The organism is Paenibacillus cookii (assembly GCF_018333375.1).
Lineage (GTDB): Bacteria > Bacillota > Bacilli > Paenibacillales > Paenibacillaceae > Paenibacillus_AQ > Paenibacillus_AQ cookii.
Genome location: NZ_BORW01000035.1, coordinates 1 through 15297 on the forward strand (window position 1 = coordinate 1; position 15297 = coordinate 15297).

At 50.5% G+C, this 15297-nt stretch carries 21 protein-coding genes; 4 read left to right on the plus strand and 17 right to left on the minus strand.

What is annotated here, in order from left to right:
• Positions 1 to 141 precede the first annotated feature (141 nt).
• Positions 142 to 1389, minus strand: a complete 1248-nt coding sequence (locus KI367_RS22320; RefSeq protein ID WP_212952205.1) for a DUF4073 domain-containing protein — start codon at positions 1387 to 1389, stop codon at positions 142 to 144.
• A 261-nt stretch (positions 1390 to 1650) separates the two neighbouring features.
• On the opposite strand from KI367_RS22320, the gene KI367_RS22325 reads away from it, so the two are divergent.
• Both KI367_RS22325 and KI367_RS22330 read left to right on the plus strand, forming a co-directional pair.
• Complete coding sequence (locus KI367_RS22325) at positions 1651 to 2061, plus strand: hypothetical protein (RefSeq protein ID WP_212952206.1); 411 nt, start codon at positions 1651 to 1653, stop codon at positions 2059 to 2061.
• A 1-nt stretch (position 2062) separates the two neighbouring features.
• The gene (locus KI367_RS22330) at positions 2063 to 2209 is read left to right on the plus strand and encodes an FAD-dependent oxidoreductase (protein WP_212952207.1); all 147 of its coding nucleotides are present in this window, start codon (positions 2063 to 2065) and stop codon (positions 2207 to 2209) included.
• An 829-nt stretch (positions 2210 to 3038) separates the two neighbouring features.
• Here KI367_RS22330 and KI367_RS22335 read toward each other — a convergent pair.
• The 9 genes from KI367_RS22335 to KI367_RS22375 form a co-directional block, all read right to left on the minus strand.
• Positions 3039 to 3659 carry a TVP38/TMEM64 family protein gene (locus tag KI367_RS22335; protein ID WP_212952208.1) on the minus strand — a complete coding sequence of 207 codons (621 nt, stop codon included), beginning with the start codon at positions 3657 to 3659 and terminating at the stop codon, positions 3039 to 3041.
• Positions 3660 to 3807: 148 nt separating this feature from the next.
• On the minus strand, positions 3808 to 4311 hold the full coding sequence (locus KI367_RS22340) for a DUF3600 domain-containing protein (protein ID WP_036714803.1): 504 nt from the start codon (positions 4309 to 4311) through the stop codon (positions 3808 to 3810).
• Entirely contained in the window at positions 4301 to 4864 is a 564-nt protein-coding gene (locus KI367_RS22345) for a sigma-70 family RNA polymerase sigma factor (RefSeq protein WP_036714805.1), read from the minus strand. Before KI367_RS22345 ends, KI367_RS22340 begins: the two co-directional genes overlap by 11 nt.
• Before the next feature lie 210 nt (positions 4865 to 5074).
• Positions 5075 to 5836, minus strand: coding sequence for an ABC transporter permease (locus tag KI367_RS22350; RefSeq protein WP_212952209.1), 762 nt, complete (start codon positions 5834 to 5836; stop codon positions 5075 to 5077).
• A 3-nt stretch (positions 5837 to 5839) separates the two neighbouring features.
• A complete protein-coding gene (locus KI367_RS22355; RefSeq protein WP_212952210.1) occupies positions 5840 to 6598 on the minus strand; it encodes an ABC transporter ATP-binding protein in 759 nt (252 codons plus the stop codon).
• A gap of 15 nt (positions 6599 to 6613) precedes the next feature.
• A complete protein-coding gene (locus KI367_RS22360) occupies positions 6614 to 6964 on the minus strand; it encodes a DUF1048 domain-containing protein (RefSeq protein WP_212952211.1) in 351 nt (116 codons plus the stop codon).
• Positions 6965 to 6973: 9 nt separating this feature from the next.
• Positions 6974 to 7321, minus strand: coding sequence for a DUF1048 domain-containing protein (locus KI367_RS22365; protein WP_036714812.1), 348 nt, complete (start codon positions 7319 to 7321; stop codon positions 6974 to 6976).
• Positions 7318 to 7626 (minus strand): PadR family transcriptional regulator, encoded by a 309-nt coding sequence (locus KI367_RS22370; protein ID WP_281422527.1) that lies wholly within the window; start codon positions 7624 to 7626, stop codon positions 7318 to 7320. The genes KI367_RS22365 and KI367_RS22370 overlap by 4 nt, the downstream gene beginning before the upstream one ends.
• A 244-nt stretch (positions 7627 to 7870) precedes the next feature.
• The gene (locus tag KI367_RS22375; protein WP_036714827.1) at positions 7871 to 8203 is read right to left on the minus strand and encodes an iron-sulfur cluster biosynthesis family protein; all 333 of its coding nucleotides are present in this window, start codon (positions 8201 to 8203) and stop codon (positions 7871 to 7873) included.
• A gap of 168 nt (positions 8204 to 8371) precedes the next feature.
• On the opposite strand from KI367_RS22375, the gene KI367_RS22380 reads away from it, so the two are divergent.
• The gene (locus KI367_RS22380; RefSeq protein WP_212952212.1) at positions 8372 to 8974 is read left to right on the plus strand and encodes a TetR/AcrR family transcriptional regulator; all 603 of its coding nucleotides are present in this window, start codon (positions 8372 to 8374) and stop codon (positions 8972 to 8974) included.
• A 5-nt stretch (positions 8975 to 8979) separates the two neighbouring features.
• Positions 8980 to 9726 carry a type I methionyl aminopeptidase gene (gene map, locus KI367_RS22385; protein WP_036714817.1) on the plus strand — a complete coding sequence of 249 codons (747 nt, stop codon included), beginning with the start codon at positions 8980 to 8982 and terminating at the stop codon, positions 9724 to 9726.
• A gap of 244 nt (positions 9727 to 9970) precedes the next feature.
• Here map and KI367_RS22390 read toward each other — a convergent pair whose 3' ends face one another.
• The 7 genes from KI367_RS22390 to KI367_RS22415 form a co-directional block, all read right to left on the minus strand.
• The gene (locus KI367_RS22390; RefSeq protein WP_212952213.1) at positions 9971 to 10834 is read right to left on the minus strand and encodes a pentapeptide repeat-containing protein; all 864 of its coding nucleotides are present in this window, start codon (positions 10832 to 10834) and stop codon (positions 9971 to 9973) included.
• Positions 10835 to 10848: 14 nt separating this feature from the next.
• Entirely contained in the window at positions 10849 to 11178 is a 330-nt protein-coding gene (locus KI367_RS22395; protein ID WP_036714822.1) for a PadR family transcriptional regulator, read from the minus strand.
• Positions 11179 to 11430: 252 nt separating this feature from the next.
• Positions 11431 to 12009 carry an MBL fold metallo-hydrolase gene (locus KI367_RS22400; RefSeq protein ID WP_212952214.1) on the minus strand — a complete coding sequence of 193 codons (579 nt, stop codon included), beginning with the start codon at positions 12007 to 12009 and terminating at the stop codon, positions 11431 to 11433.
• 15 nt (positions 12010 to 12024) lie between these two features.
• A complete protein-coding gene (locus tag KI367_RS22405) occupies positions 12025 to 12549 on the minus strand; it encodes a DUF5946 family protein (protein WP_212952215.1) in 525 nt (174 codons plus the stop codon).
• Positions 12550 to 12928: 379 nt separating this feature from the next.
• On the minus strand, positions 12929 to 13222 hold the full coding sequence (locus KI367_RS27305) for a hypothetical protein (RefSeq protein WP_246537188.1): 294 nt from the start codon (positions 13220 to 13222) through the stop codon (positions 12929 to 12931).
• On the minus strand, positions 13192 to 14151 hold the full coding sequence (locus tag KI367_RS22410) for an MFS transporter (protein ID WP_246537191.1): 960 nt from the start codon (positions 14149 to 14151) through the stop codon (positions 13192 to 13194). The genes KI367_RS27305 and KI367_RS22410 overlap by 31 nt, the downstream gene beginning before the upstream one ends.
• 514 nt (positions 14152 to 14665) lie before the next feature.
• The gene (locus KI367_RS22415) at positions 14666 to 15103 is read right to left on the minus strand and encodes an Rrf2 family transcriptional regulator (protein ID WP_212952216.1); all 438 of its coding nucleotides are present in this window, start codon (positions 15101 to 15103) and stop codon (positions 14666 to 14668) included.
• Between the last annotated feature and the right edge of the window lie 194 nt (positions 15104 to 15297).

Sequence of the window (15297 nt, forward strand, 5' to 3'; positions counted from 1 at the left end):
CTACTGAAGGTGGCAGGCATCCGCCTCGCTACTTTCCTGCAAAAGCGACAGAACAAAAAAAGTTGGACGGAAAACATGACGTTTTTCCGACCAACTTTTTATTTTGGGGACTTATTGGACAGCCCCTGCTCTAATCAGGCATTATTTTTTGAAAGTCACCTTTTTAGACAGTCCATCCTCCAGATTCATTTCACCCTTGTGGCGAACGAATACCGTTTGGTTCCCTTCAAATTTTGGCGGGTTCTTCGGATCATAGTCCACCCAGCGGCTATTCCCATTTCCATTTACAGAATATTCCATGTATTGCGTAGCGCCAATGAGCTCGTTTTTTTCATCGTCAGCTTCAACATTGGGCGGTAATTGGACAATCGTACCATGATGCACGCCCAGTTCTTTTATGACCTTGTCCGTTTTGTAGTCATACGCTTTGATTTTCACGTCATTTCCGTTCACTTCAACCTGAAGACCCTGTTTAAAATCAAGGCCTGTCGGCACTTCGCCCCCATGAGGACCTGCCGATGCCCAGCCCATTTGAATACCAGCCGTGTTCACGACAGTAAAACCGCGCCGGTCGTCCCCTCCTTTTACCACCTTTTTGCCGGCCCAATCCGGAAGATTGAGATCCCAGTGACTGTGGCTTGTAAAAAGAATGACTTGCGGATAATCCTTCAAGATGGCTTCCAATTTTTCTTGCTCTAAGTAATCACCGGTATAAGGGGATTGATTGGAGCCTGAAATACTGTCCTTGAGGATATGATGGCTAAACAGGAAAATGGGTTTATTGGGATCTTTTTTATCATATTCTTCAAGATTTTGCTTTAACCAATCAAGCTGCTCAACGCTAAGGTAAACCTCATCCCACAAGGATTTGTCATGGTAGTGCATGTATTTTTCGGTTCCTAAGAACAGGAACGGATATCCGTCTAATTCTTTTTTGTGATAGACTTTCTCCTCACCCGTGAAGTTATAAAAATTTTGGAACATTTCGGATTCCGGCGTCTGATTCGGCCACGTATTTTGCGCTAATTGGGCAGGGGATGCCCATTTCGGTTTATAAAACTCATGATTTCCGATGCTGTACCAAACATGTTCCGGATGGGGGTTGCGATCCAACACTTGTTGTACGGCTTGGTATTCAAAATCCCACCCTCGGTCTGTAATGTCGCCATTCACGATTAATGCTTTGGAAGCAGGGTTTACCTGTCTCATATCTTGAAGCACATGCCTAAAGTCGTCGATATCCCCTTGAATGTCACTAATAACATCAAAAGCAAGGCCTGGATTTTGGGAAAATGCATGTTCATCCGGTTGTGCCTGAGCTGATCCTGAAAATGCACCTATGCTGCAAATAATAGATGTTGCCATGATGCTTGTTAGTAACTTCTTCACAATGATTCCTCCTAGTTATTGTCATTTTCAGAATATAATCTGCAAACGTTGCAAGCTTCTATAAGAATAAACCGGAAATATGAAGGTAATATTCTCCCGGAGTAAATCATGAACGAAAAAATGTAAACAAACCCAAAACCGGGACATCGATTTATTGACACTTAAGGGGAATTCGGCTAGGCTTGCGGGATCGCCAAGGGAACGTTTTATGATTATTTTCCGAGAAAAGATACGATTTTGCTTGAATTAGGAAGCTACCAGATGGAAACTGTCCATCAAGTGATCAGCCTGACGTCGGGTTTCCCGGGAATGAAGGAACGGTTGCAAGCCATATTTAAAGAACTGATCGGCTTCGAAAAAAATCGCGATTTGGCAAAGGTCGTTTACTTTGAGCTCTTCCACTCGCCCGTGCTTATGGAACAGGAAGGCAAGCAAGTCAAAGACTTTCAAGCTGCGCTGGTACCGATCATGGAGGAAGGCATGGCTAAAAAAGAATTAAAAGGACACATGAAACCGGAAAGCTTGTCGTCCCTCCTGATTTCCGTTTATTTTCAAACCGTTATAAGCTGGCTCTCTTTCCCTGATCAAGTGGAGAACCCGCTTTCGGTTTTCTTGGATCGGTTCGAAATGATTTGGGAAGGAATTGGCGTTCAGCAGAGGGGAGAACGATGAAATGGCAAAAGTCGTCATTATAGGAGGCGGAATCGGAGGGCTATGTACAGCTTACGCCCTGCAGCAAAGAGGGCATGACGTCACGCTGTATGAAGGTGCAAGCACTTATCAATCCCCGGGAGCGGGCCTCGGGATCGGGACAAAATAGGGTTTAAAGAACAAGTGATGGAACACAGTAAAATCCTGAGCAAAATGATCATTCTGTCCGAAACAGGAAAGCCCATTACCGAAACGGATTCGCTGATGATCAGCGAACGGTTCGGCACGGACAATGTCACGATTCATCGAGCAGACCTTCTGCATGTCCTAAGAAATGCATTAAAACCTGGAACGATCGTCTTAAATAAGCGGTGCGTGGATTTCGTGCAGGATCAAGGCAGAGTGACGCTTTCATTCGAAGATGGAGAAACGATACAATCGGATGCCGTAGTAGCCGCGGATGGGATCAATTCCATTTTCCGCAGAAAGTTAGTCCCGGGCTCCACGCCTCAGATATGCCGGCTATACATGCTGGCGCGGTGTGATATGTGACCCTGGTATCGAGATCAATGAACTGGCGGCCATGGAGACTTGGGGACCGTCAGGCCGATTTGGCATTGTGCCGCTTGCCGGCGGTCGAATCTATTGGTTCGCCTGCGTGAAAGCGAAGCCGCTCATGCAACCACCCCCAATCTGGGGCAAGGCGCCGGGCAAGCGATGGAGGACGCCTATGTCTTGGCGAGAAGCTTGGAGACAGCCGGTGACACGGTTAAGGCATTTAAGGATTTTGAAAGCAAAAGAATAAGCCGAACGACGAAAATTATAAAAATGTCTAAACAAGTCGGTCAAATCGCCCAACTAGAGAACAAAGCGCTTGTCCAGTTAAGGAACTTCGTTCTCAGGAAACTTCCTCCATCTGCGAACATGAAACGGTTTGAGTTTCTATACGCAATAGATTGGGATTGAGTCCGGTTGATGAATATGCTCGCTCCCCGGCTTTATTCCATGGGATCCGCGGCCGCCGCGGACATAAAATAGGCCTGCAACTTCCGGTTCAACCATAGGGAAGCCGCAACAAACAACGCTACTCCGATGAACTTAACGGGCTGGTCGATAAAGTCGGACAGATGCGTTCCGATATAGGAAACGCAATATACCATGACGCCCTTCCCTAAAGCGACGGCTGCCGCAAAAGAAACCGTCGGCATTCGCGTTAATCCCGCTGCCATGTTAATGACGACGAACGGACCGATCGGGAGCAGGCTTAAGAGAAAAACGAAGCTGAACCCGTTCCTTTGCGCCCACACCATGGCTTTTTGTACTTTCGGCTTGGCCGCCCAGCGACGAATAAAGGGTGTATCCGCTGCTTTGCGAATCAGCCCGAAGGTAAGCAAGCTGCCCATAACGAGGCCGATCCAGGAATATAAAAAACCCAGCCACAACCCATAGATGGCGGCGTTCGCCCCAACGATCACGATGGTAGGCAGCGGCGGTACAAACGATTTCAGAAAAGTTAACAGCACGCCGGGCAGCGGTCCCAGCGAGCGGAAACGCTCCAAAAAGAGTTCGATGTTTTGCTCCGTAAAATACTCCATGATGCTCAACTCGGCGCCTAACATAAAATGCGATCCCTCCTATAACTTGCAAGTGAATTCATTATACTACAGGATCGCCTGGTTTCCTGATGCATAAATTCGATGATTTCAAAAATCACGTTTAAAGCTGGAGGGACCTCATCCACCTCGGACGGGTCCCCGCTTCATTTGATTACGGCTTGGCGTTTCCGTTGATCTTCTCGAAGAACGGAGCCAGCTTGGAGACAAGCTGCTCAAACCGCTGCTTCTCTTCCTGGGTCAGCTTTTCCTCCAGTTTGATTCCTTTTTCATCGGTCATCTTCAGCTTTAATTGCACCATCTCCTTGAACAGCTCCATAAACTCCTTGAATTCGGCTTCCGAGAGCTTGCTTTTTGCTGTTTGAAGCATTCCCTCAATCTCTTGGTAACTTTCCTGCGAACCGCCGTGCTGTTCAATGGTTTTGACGGAACCGAATATTTCATCGGCTAGATAAGAAGAAGCAAATACGGCAGACGGAATCAGGATTGCTACTGCGGCAATGCCTGCAAGCAATCGTTTTTTCATAGGGGATCTACCTCTCTTTTCGTTAACATATTGTTGATAGGACTGCTGGACACGTCCGTACAAATCGGGTGGACAGTGCATCGAATCTGCAACCTGGCGAAGCTCTTCGCGCAATTCCTGGTCAATAGACATACTCGTTTCCTCCCGTCATTTCGATTCTTTTCCGGAGCTCATGAAGTGCCCGATGATGCCTGGATTTCACTGTGCCAACGGGGATTTGCAGAATGTCCGCGATTTCTTCCAGATCATAGTCGTGAAAATAGCGCAGGATGACGACCACACGCAGTTTGTAGGACAGCTGGCGGACTAAGCCGAACAGCTCGTGCTGCATTTCGGACTGCAGGAAAGCTTTGTCCGTCCAGTTGAACGGTTCGCAAGCCATCTGGCGGTTTCGTTCAAAAAGGCGAATTCGCCGCCATGCTTTTCTTTTCCAATCCTGGACAAGATGGATCGTGATCCCATGCAACCAAAACCGGAACGGCCTGTTCGCGTCGTATTGATGAAACGACCGCCACATGCGCATGTAAACTTCATTCACGATATCCTCAACGTCCTGTTTGTCGTAGACGAGAAAAGCAACCGTCCGATAGACGTCTTGATGAGTCGCCTCATAGACCAGCTGAAAGGCCGACTCGTCGCCGAGCGTCGCTTGTTCAAGCCACGATCGTAACTCTTTATCATTCATGGGGGCCCCTCCTGAACGTGTTACACCCCTTAATTCGCTCCAATGGGGAAAAAGGTTCCGTAAGAGAAAAAACGTATTTGAATAAAAATATACATCACCTGTGGCACGCCTGGATATAAACCAAAAAAACCTTGGTCGGCAGAAAGGCCGAACCAAGGTTTTTTGAGTGTTGAATAGCGACAGTGGATTGATATCCGAATTGTCGGGTGGTTAAACGGCTCTCCGTTTATACGCCCGCATCGCAAAGACATAAGCGACGAGCATAATTCCGACGCACCATGCAAGCGCGATCCAGATGTCATTGCCTACCGGTTGACTTGACAACAGGGCACGGATGGTTTCGACGATCGAGGTGACCGGCTGGTTTTCGGCAAAAGCGCGAATGACTTTGGGCATGGAATCGGTCGGCACAAAGGCCGAGCTGATGAACGGCAGGAAGATCAGCGGATAGGAAAATGCGCTTGCCCCTTCGACCGATTTTCCTGACAATCCGGCAATCGCCGCGACCCAAGTCAACGCCAGCGTAAACAGCACGAGAATACCGGTTACGGCGAGCCATGGCAGAATCCCTGCGGTCGAGCGGAAACCCATGATGAGCGCTACGAGAATGATGACGACGAGGGAAATCATATTGGATACCAGCGAAGTTAGGACATGCCCCCACAGCAGTGCTGAACGCGAAATCGGCATGGAGTTGAACCGCTCAATGATCCCCCGCTGCTTATCCATAAACAGGCGGTAAGCCGTATAAGATATCCCGCTTGCGATCGCAATCAGCAAAATGCCGGGCAACAGGTAGTTCACATAGTTGTCCGTACCGGTTTGGATGGCGCCGCCAAACACATAAACAAACAGCAGCATCATCGCAATCGGGGTGATACAGACCGTGATGATGGTGTCCATGCTGCGGAAAATATGGCGCATGGAACGTCCGAGCATAACGCTCATATCGCTGAAAAAGTATCGATTCATCGATTATTTCCCCTCCTTATTACCGATGATGGCGAGGAAGATCTCCTCCAATGAAGGTTGTTTCTCCACATACTCCACCTTTGCGGGCGGGAACAGCTGTTTCAGTTCCTCAAGCGTGCCGTTGGTTATGATCCGGCCCTCATGCAAAATGGCAATCCGATCGGCAAGCTGTTCGGCCTCATCCAAATACTGAGTGGTGAGAAATATCGTCGTGCCGCCGTCGGCCAGCTCCTTGACGGTCTTCCAAACCTCGATGCGAGCCTCGGGGTCCAGCCCGGTGGTCGGCTCGTCGAGGAAAATGATCTGCGGATTTCCCACAAGGCTTAGGGCGATGTCCAGCCTGCGGCGCATGCCGCCCGAATAGGCAGATGCCTTGCGGTCCGCAGCTTCTGTCAGGCCGAAGCGTTCAAGCATATGATCCGCAACCTGGCGCGGGTTTTTGAGGTGCCGCAGTTTGGCGATCAGGATCACATTTTCCCGTCCCGTCAAAATCTCGTCCACGGCGGCAAATTGTCCGGTCAAACTGATGGATTGCCGTACTTGGTCGGGCCTTGCAGCGACGTCAAAACCGTTGACGGTGGCGGTGCCTCCGTCCGGATTAAGCAGCGTGGTGAGGATTCGGACCATCGTCGTCTTGCCCGCCCCATTCGAGCCTAGCAAGGCGAAAATCTCGCCTCGCTTCACTTCAAGATCGACACCCTTTAGGACATCCGTGTCCTTGAAAGATTTTCGCAGACCGTTGACTACAATTGCTTTTTCCATCCGGACATCCCTCCTTTACTTTGTTTTATCCTTAGCCTTTTTTGGTATCTTGTTCACTTCCTTTCCGATGGACTCTTGATAAATATCAGCGTAAGTTTTGGAATCTTTGATGAGATCGTCGCAGAATGCCGCTACGTTCCGCCCCGTCACTTCGAGCACGCCTTTCCCCATGGCAGCGCCCTCCTCAAAAAGATCGACAATCCCCGAGAGCACCCTCGTCCCTTCGGTCAGCTCAACAGGGCCGACCTTAAAGAGATATTTTTGGATCTCTTTATAAACGATCTGGTAATCTCGCGGGAGCGCTTTGACACGCGCCACGTGCGCCCGCCATTCTTTTTTGCCTTCGATGATATCCCGTATTCTCATGTTCTCCTCCTACTTGCCTAATTTTTTGGCGATGTTATGGTTGAGTTGCTCGCGCCACTTGTCGCGAAAAGACTTTGCCCCATCGATGCCGGCCAGCGCTAAACAAAAACCTTGGATATCATCACCCAGCACCTCTTCGACACGCTGACCGTCCGCCGCCGTTTCTTCGAGGAGACCAAGCACGCCGTCAAGAATCGGCATCAGATTGCGGCCGGAGAAGTCGGAGTGCGGCCAAAGATAGGCATTAATTTGTTTCCAAGCCGCCTGATAATCGGCCGGCAGTTTTGCGGCTCGCGATTCAAAACTTTTCATTTCTTTGGTCAAGTCGCTGCCGGTGATTTTTTCCCAAAAATTCATTGGTTTTTCTCCTTTAACTCGTTTATTTTTGAGGATACGAACTCCCATTTGTCCCAGAACCTCCGCAGCTCTTCGCGCCCCGCGTCGTTGATCGCGAGAAACTTCCGCGGCGGTCCCATGTCGGAGGGTTTCTTCGTGATCGTCACCAACTTGTTTTTTTCAAGACGGATCAGGATCGTGTATACCGTTCCCTCCACAACGTCTGTGAATCCGAGGGCATTCAGCTGCCGCGTGATTTCGTAGCCGTAGGTTTCTTGGCGACTTATAATTTCAAGGACGCAGCCCTCAAGCACGCCTTTGAGCATTTCCGTTAAGTTTTCCAACACAATCGCTCCCTGCTATTCTGTGAGACTGGTATGAAGTATTACTAAGTACTGCTATAAAGTAACACGTAGTAGTTGGAAAGTCAATGCCATTTCCTCATCAACGTTAAAAATAGGCTTCATTTTGGCTCTCGATATCAATAGTTGCACACAAAAAGCCGCAACGATGCGGCTTATAAGCGTGTATGTTTTTGTCGTTTTAGATTCTTCGAACCGAGTTGGAGCGCTATTTTGAAGCCATGTCCCTGGCGTCCTTGATTCTGACATTGGTACTGTATAATGCCGAATCGCTGCTCACCTTGAACGACGGGTATGACCGGTCCGCTTCCAGCTTGAGCGCGTCGTCGAACAAGCTTTCCTGCTGCTTGTCGACCAGAAAAGTGAAGTTTTTTACAGAAATTCGAATGTCGGTGTCAAGCGGCTGATCCAAAATCTCGATGGCGAGCACCCCGTTGCACCCGCAATTTTCTGTATCATAAAAAAGCTTGAAATAGCCGGGACGCCCTGCCAAGCTGTTCGCGAGTTTCTCTTCCGTATAAGAATCAATGAAAATGATCATGTTTCGACCTCCTCCTTGCATCGTCTTCTTTACCATATCATGCTTATTATACTGGTAAAAAATCAGTTCCGCCATGATGGAGGTTCCCTGTCCGGATTGCGGAAATCCGTCGCATGATGTATATTGGTTTTACATTGACATTACAGCAGGTCTAAAAAAGGAGGAGCCATGTCACCACGTACCAAAGAACAGAATGACGCCATCCGGGAGATACGCATGAACCAAATTATGCAGGCTGCTGCGGAAGTATATTTGGAAAAGGGCATTCAATTGGAAATACGCGATGTTGCGGTCAAAGCAGAGCTCGGATACGGAACCGTGTACCATTACTACAAAAACAAGCACATGCTTCTGGAAGATTTATTGTGGGATGCCTTGTATCGAACGGAATCGGCAGTACAGCCCGCTATGACGGGGGACGGCGGCAGCTTGCATAAAGCGGAGTCGTTCTCCAGGCTGCTTCTGCAGAAGTGCGTCCAGGATCCTTCCGTATTTATATTGCTTAAAACGGTTGCGGATAATTTTCATCACTTCCCGGGAAACCGGTTCAGCAAGCTGTCTGACCATTTTCAGGAACGGATCTATTTGCCGTTTGTGCACATGATTCGCGAAGAAATCGATTCCAAGTCACCGGATAAAACGGCTAATCTGATATTCGGCTCGCTGATCGGCTGCACAGCATTGAACATCCACCATCAAATGCGACATGAGATGGATGCGGACGGCATCGTTGACATGATTTTTTCAGGCCTGCAGACAAAGGAGAGATAAACGGAATGATCATCCTGAAATCGAAAGCGGAAATTGAAGAAATGAGAAAAGCCGGCCGCATCGTCGCCGCTTTTCACAAAGCCATCTCAAGTATGATCCGGCCGGGTGTCACGACGCTTGAGATCGAGTCGTTCGCGCTGCGGTTCCTGAAAGAGAATGGCGCCAAGGCGTATACGATCGGCTACAACGGCTATCCGTACGCGACATGTGCTTCGGTTAATGACGTCATTGCGCATGGTTTTCCGAACCGGACCCCGCTCAAAGAAGGCGACATCGTCACTATCGACATCGTGGCGGAAAAGGATGGCTGGATCGGCGATTCTGCCTGGAGTTATGCGGTCGGCGAGGTATCGGAGGAGGCCCGTAAACTGATGCGGGTAACGAAGGAATGCTTGGATCTGGGCATCGGAAAAGCTGTCGTCGGAAACCGGATCGGCGATGTGATGCATGCGGTTCAAACCCATGCCGAGCGGAACGGATTTTCGGTGGTGCGCGATCTGCTCGGTCACGGCGTAGGCCGGGAGATGCACGAGGAGCCTAACTATCCCCACGTCGGGAAACCCGGCAAAGGATTCCGCTTGAAGGAAGGGATGGTGTTGACGATAGAGCCGATGATCAATGCGGGAAAAGCCTTCATGACGGTGGATGCCGACGGATGGACCGCCAGAACTGCCGACGGCTCGCTTTCCGCGCAATACGAGCATACGATTGCCATTACTGCGGATGGACCGGTCATATTGACCGCGCAATAGAAATCAATCCTTGGTTTGTGGCAATATTGATCCGGAAGCTGAGTGGTGATCCCCTCTTCCTTCCGAATTTCAAGCAAAAAATCGGCCGCGATTCGCATGTCTGCGAAAAGGCCGATTTTTATTTTTACGTTTTCCTTTTACCGTGGTGTGTTTTTGCAGCAAAAAGACAGCCGATCCCCGCGCCGGCCGCCTACTTAACTTACCTATATTATCGCACGAACTGCATCCGCGTGTTTCACTCTTTTTAGATCACGGTAACCTTCGACAAATCCGCCTTCATGCCCTTGAGCGCGGCAAAGGTCAACTTATCCATCCTAGCGCCGTCAAAGCAGACGGTTTGGATGGCATGATAATATTTCTTGGACAACATAGACCCTTGGAAGGACACGTTTTTAAGCGTGGCGTCCTTGAACGAAACTTCTTTCAACCCCGCTCTGTCGAATTTGACGCCGATGAAGATTTGACCGTCTAAACGCTGCCCGCTCAGATCGGAAGACGTGAAGTCCACCCCGTCAAAAACACAGTTTTTGAAGACGGTTTTGGTGAGAGCGGTCATCGACAGGTTGACGTCGGTCAATTGGACGTCCACGAATGCGGCTCCGGCCAGCCCCGACTTGCTGAAGTTGGTTCGCACAAGGATGGATTTATTGAAGCTTGCATTCGCCAGGTCCAGGGTGGACAGGTTGCAGTCCGTCAGGTTCGCGCCGTCGAAACGGGCATCCCGCACGTCGCTGTTCTTAAAAGAGCTGCCGCTCAAGTCCGCGTTCGTGAAGTCGGAGCCCCGCAGCGCACTTGCTGTAAAATTCCCCTTATGGGCGGTAACGCCCGCAAAGTCGCTGTCAATCAAGTTGCTCGCGCTGAGGTTGGTCAACACCTGCCGCTCCAGCGAACGGGAGAGGTTGGCCACCTCTAATACGGTTTGCTCAATGTCGCCGATGCTGTCGATGGTCATCTCAAAATCCGTTTCGTCGTCCTTGCCCTCCGCTTTCAGTTCACGGTAACGCTCCTGCAAGTCGGAGTGAAGGTCCGACTTTAATTCACTGACGCTTTTCACTCCGTCATATGGAGCAAAAACCCCGTTCAGATAGTTCGTCAATTTCTCGTTCATCCCATCGATTCTCCTTATAACAAGTCTTCGAGCACGCGCTTGGCGTATTCCCAGTTGCTTTTGTTGCGCTCATAAGTTTCCTTGCCCTTCTCGGTAATTCGAAAATACTTGCGCCGTCCGCCCTGCGATTCGTCGCCCCAATACCACTCGATATCACCGTCCCCTTCGAGCCGCCGGACGCTGGAGTACATCGTGGCTTCCTTTAACTCATATTCACCGCCCGAACGTTCGGCAATCAGCTTGACAATTTCGTAACCGTAGCGGTCCGCTTCGGATAATAATCGTAAAATCATCGTGTCGGTATGGCCACGCAGCAGGTCGGATGTGATTTTGTTGTCGCTCATGCAATCACCTCCATATCTGCATAATACGATATACTACTATGACTGTCAATGTAATTTATTGATTATAACAATGTATTGAGCCATCCGCATGATGAGACAAACTCTAATCCGATCTAATGGTTTACATAATTATTTTATCGTTAACAACTTTTGTTTATTCTATTCGATTGTGGCCTATGTCCTCATCCTAAAAACACAAAAAGCCGCAACAATACGGCTTTCGCTGCAGGGGGCTTGAATCTCCGGATGAATTCAAAGGATGGCATGCGGACCGTGCCCGGGGAACACCTTCCGTTCGTTGGTGCTTCTTAATAGCGCCCAGCTTTTATCAACCATTTCATTGGATTCAGCGAACATAGGGTTCATCAGAGGCAGATCACCCGTAAAAATACCCAACCCTTCGATAACAATGCTAATGGAATCATCCGAGTGACCCGGAGTATGAAGAATATATCCTGGGATGACCAATTTTTTAATGAAGCTGGCTTTATCACTTTCATTGATGATGTTATCGGCCTCCACCTTTATTTCTTTGAAGCCGGGGAATTTTTTCATCGACTCATTCGCTGTTTCAAGAAAATCCGATTGCGTTCTGCTGATCATAAGCGCTACGCCCATGGATTGCAGCTCTTGCACGATTCCGCAATGATCCGGATGAAAGTGGGTAACCATGACATAGGGAATGTCCTTCCAATCGATTTGATATTTTCGCAATTGGCTCGCCATCTTACCAAGCGTACCAGGCAACCCCGTATCGATGAGAAGGTATTTGTTTTGGCAGTCAATCGCATAATAATTCGTCGAACCGTAGCCAATGTTAATGACATTCATAAGTCCGCCTCCATCTTATCGTTCATATTCGTCGATATAGAGATCGCCCACAATTTTTGCACTCGAATGATATCGATCATACGACCGGTATACGTCATTCGCCCATTTTAATAACATCGATTCCAGTTTTTTCTCCTTCAGTCCGATGAGGTCCATAACCGTTAAACATCCTCTTTCTTGAACGGGCAATGCAGGAATCAAAATTTCCGGATGGGACGATTTGTATTGATCCAAAACATGGCTCAACCGACTTGTCTTGGCGTACTTCCATTCGATTTCTTTTTCAAGCATCAAATACATTCTGGTGAGATGCAAATTGTTGTTCCACTTCCCATGAACCTCCGAATGCTGCAAACAATGGGCGTCGGCAAAAATAAATTGGTTTACTCCGCTCCCATCCATGAAATGAATTTGCATATCATTGAAAACGTCAAAACATTCAAAGACTCCACCCTCGGTGCGTGATCCACAAAATTGACATCTTCCGTAATCCTTTAACTCTAAGCCCTTTTTTTGGGCTTGTCGCACTATGTTCTGCATAGCCCCCACCTTCCCTTCAGGAACCATGATTGAATCATTATTGAATCCGAATCCCTTAGCGCCGTCTTAACGTTCCGCACCATAATTCTGTAAATAACAGTTCATAGGAAATCATTCTTTGGGTAATGCCGGTTGCCCGCTCCAACTGTCCCGTAGGTAAATTCGGATCGCCCCCTATAGAGCCATATTAAGGGCTAACGTTACGTTAGAGTCAATATGCAAATGAGCCATTGCAACAACGTCAACGCGTTCCCCCCCGCCATTTTGATGATGGGAAGCGGCAGTGCTTCTTGTGCGACTGGCGGATCGACAGGACGCGGAGCTTGGGCTTCGGCATCTTGTTGCGGATGCGGTCAATCAGTTCCGGATGCCGTCGGGTTTAGCCTGCGGCACCCGTCTCGTCTGCGGAGGACGAGTGTCCCGGAACGGCCGCCCCCTGTTTTACGCGCCGCTCGAGGCGCAGGCTCGCCGCAAACACGGCAAGCGACAACACCGTCATCGCGCCTGCAAAATAGCCGATTTGCCCGACGGTAGCGAAGCGCACGACTGCTCCTCCGACCGACGCGCCCAACGCGCTTCCCACGTAAATGACGGAGGACTGCAGCGACAGGACGATGCCGGACGAAGGCCCCGACAGTCCGATCAGCCGATGCTGCTGGGCAGGATTAAACATGTAGCCGCTGAAGCCCCGTACAGAGCCATGGCAGCAATCGCCACGGCAAGAATGCCGGGCCGGCCGGCAAAGCCGTACAGCGCCGACATCAGGAACAACGAGGCGGCGAGCAGTATCAACGCCAGCGGAATCGCCCGATTCGGGCCGATCCGGTCCGCGGCGATGCCCCCCGTCCGGACCCCGATAAAGCTGGCGATACCGGAGATGCACAGCACGATGCTGATCATCCGGCCTCCAGCTCCGTATCCGGCAAACAGTTCGGAAACGTACGTAAAGAGCGCAAAAATTCCGGTGGCCCAGGCGAGCGTTGTCAGCAAGGCGGATAGCAGCTCCGGCCGCTTCAGATACGACAGGCGCTCCCGCATGCCGACGGCCCCGGCCGGCGCCACCTGCGGGAACAGCAGCCGAATGGCTAGCGCGGCGAGCAGCGTCATGCCGCCGACGATCCAAAACGTCGTGCGCCAGTCGAACGCCTGGGCGACCCACGTCCCGAACGGAACGCCAAGGATCAGGGAAACGGTCTGCCCAGCAATGACAATAGACATTGCGCGCCCCCGTTTCTCAGGCTCGGACAGCGTGGAGGCGACAGCGACCGCCCCCGGCGAAAATAGTCCCGCTCCCAGCGCGGCGACGATCCGCCCGGCCATCATCAGGCCGTATGAGGAAGCAAGACCGCACACCACGTTTCCGGCGGCGAGCAGCAGCAGCGCACCGAACAACAGCTTCCTGCGCTCCATCCTTCCGGTCAGTGTCGTCAGTATCGGCGACGACATGGCATAAACGAGCGAGAATGCCGTCACCAGCTGTCCGGCAAGCGCCGTCGAGACATGCAACGCCGCCGCCAGCGTCGGCAGCAGACCGCCGATCATGTACCCTTCCGTGCCGATCGCAAACGATCCGAGCGCCAACCAAAATATCCGTTTGTCCATGAAATCCTCTCCTCATTTAATTTCGACTTTTCAATGGAACTGAATGAGTTGCATTGAATGATATAAAACACTCTCTTTTGCGGCTGCACACTGAACTGTTCCCCTCCTCAAAGTAACCGTAACGGTTACATTGAATGCCGAGATGATCCCTACTGCCGGCCTTTAGACGCATACAGCGGACAAGCCGCAAGCTGAAATCGGATATCCAACATTTTCTTAGATCATTTCCGATCAGGCAGATTAAAAGCGGATATCGACCTGTTCTGCCGCTTCCATCCTAACCTGAATCAGGAAAGCCAGCCGACTCCCTCCTTTCATTGAAACTGAATCAGTTACATTGATCGCCGCAGAAAAAACGTGGCTCGCGGATCGGTCTTCATCAAACAGCCAGCAGCATGCCTCGCCGGTTCATCGACGGGCCGGAATCCGAGCCGACAGCTGTTTCCGATCGGCCCGCTTACCTAAGATCTTCCGGCGACCGGCTCCTTGCGGATGCCTGCCGCTTCCTGCGGCATCAACGCTTCCCGTGCTCCAGCGATGAACCGACCAGATCCTTGATCGTTTCCTGAGCCAGCCGGCGCTTTAATGCTTCTTCGCTGTCTTCGTAGATCTCTTGCAGAGCCGGCTGAATGCCGTTGCCGATGATGCAGCTCGGGTTCGGCTGGCTGTGGTGAAGCTCGAACAGGGGCGTCTGCACAACGGCTTCGTACACGTCCAGCAGGCTGATCTCTTCCGGTCGGCGCGCCAGCTTCCAGCCGGCTCCTGTCCCGCCGTGCTGCACGAGCACCAGGCCCGCCTTTGCAAGCTGACCAAGAATCCGCCTCAGAAAAACCGGGCTCGTTCCCACGCTGTTTGCGATCCGGTCGGAAGGGAAAAATTCGTCCTTCTCCGCCCAAAAGGCCAGCCAGGTCAAAATATGAAGCGCAATGGTATAACGGCTTACGATGGCCATGTTCGGCATCCCCTTTCAATAAAACCATTATAGTTTCATTGAATCCCCCTCGTCAACGAATCCCTTTCCCCTTTTCAGCGGAATGGTATAAATCAGCGTCTTAGACACATCACCTTTTTGCGGCCTGTTCACCTCGAATCCGCCGCCCCCGTTCATCTTCCCGTTTGGACGTATTTTGATCCGGGTAAATAAAC

Excerpts from the sequence above, each read along its gene's own strand:
- KI367_RS22325 (WP_212952206.1), top strand. The coding sequence starts at position 1,651 with ATGGAAACTGTCCATCAAGTGATCAGCCTGACGTCGGGTTTCCCGGGA.
- KI367_RS22330 (WP_212952207.1), top strand. The coding sequence starts at position 2,063 with ATGGCAAAAGTCGTCATTATAGGAGGCGGAATCGGAGGGCTATGTACA.
- KI367_RS22335 (WP_212952208.1), bottom strand. The coding sequence starts at position 3,659 with ATGTTAGGCGCCGAGTTGAGCATCATGGAGTATTTTACGGAGCAAAAC.
- KI367_RS22340 (WP_036714803.1), bottom strand. The coding sequence starts at position 4,311 with ATGTCTATTGACCAGGAATTGCGCGAAGAGCTTCGCCAGGTTGCAGAT.
- KI367_RS22345 (WP_036714805.1), bottom strand. The coding sequence starts at position 4,864 with ATGAATGATAAAGAGTTACGATCGTGGCTTGAACAAGCGACGCTCGGC.
- KI367_RS22350 (WP_212952209.1), bottom strand. The coding sequence starts at position 5,836 with ATGAATCGATACTTTTTCAGCGATATGAGCGTTATGCTCGGACGTTCC.
- KI367_RS22355 (WP_212952210.1), bottom strand. The coding sequence starts at position 6,598 with ATGGAAAAAGCAATTGTAGTCAACGGTCTGCGAAAATCTTTCAAGGAC.
- KI367_RS22360 (WP_212952211.1), bottom strand. The coding sequence starts at position 6,964 with ATGAGAATACGGGATATCATCGAAGGCAAAAAAGAATGGCGGGCGCAC.
- KI367_RS22365 (WP_036714812.1), bottom strand. The coding sequence starts at position 7,321 with ATGAATTTTTGGGAAAAAATCACCGGCAGCGACTTGACCAAAGAAATG.
- KI367_RS22370 (WP_281422527.1), bottom strand. The coding sequence starts at position 7,626 with ATGCTCAAAGGCGTGCTTGAGGGCTGCGTCCTTGAAATTATAAGTCGC.
- KI367_RS22375 (WP_036714827.1), bottom strand. The coding sequence starts at position 8,203 with ATGATCATTTTCATTGATTCTTATACGGAAGAGAAACTCGCGAACAGC.
- KI367_RS22380 (WP_212952212.1), top strand. The coding sequence starts at position 8,372 with ATGTCACCACGTACCAAAGAACAGAATGACGCCATCCGGGAGATACGC.
- map (WP_036714817.1), top strand. The coding sequence starts at position 8,980 with ATGATCATCCTGAAATCGAAAGCGGAAATTGAAGAAATGAGAAAAGCC.
- KI367_RS22390 (WP_212952213.1), bottom strand. The coding sequence starts at position 10,834 with ATGAACGAGAAATTGACGAACTATCTGAACGGGGTTTTTGCTCCATAT.
- KI367_RS22395 (WP_036714822.1), bottom strand. The coding sequence starts at position 11,178 with ATGAGCGACAACAAAATCACATCCGACCTGCTGCGTGGCCATACCGAC.
- KI367_RS22400 (WP_212952214.1), bottom strand. The coding sequence starts at position 12,009 with ATGAATGTCATTAACATTGGCTACGGTTCGACGAATTATTATGCGATT.
- KI367_RS22405 (WP_212952215.1), bottom strand. The coding sequence starts at position 12,549 with ATGCAGAACATAGTGCGACAAGCCCAAAAAAAGGGCTTAGAGTTAAAG.
- KI367_RS27305 (WP_246537188.1), bottom strand. The coding sequence starts at position 13,222 with ATGTTTAATCCTGCCCAGCAGCATCGGCTGATCGGACTGTCGGGGCCT.
- KI367_RS22410 (WP_246537191.1), bottom strand. The coding sequence starts at position 14,151 with ATGGACAAACGGATATTTTGGTTGGCGCTCGGATCGTTTGCGATCGGC.
- KI367_RS22415 (WP_212952216.1), bottom strand. The coding sequence starts at position 15,103 with ATGGCCATCGTAAGCCGTTATACCATTGCGCTTCATATTTTGACCTGG.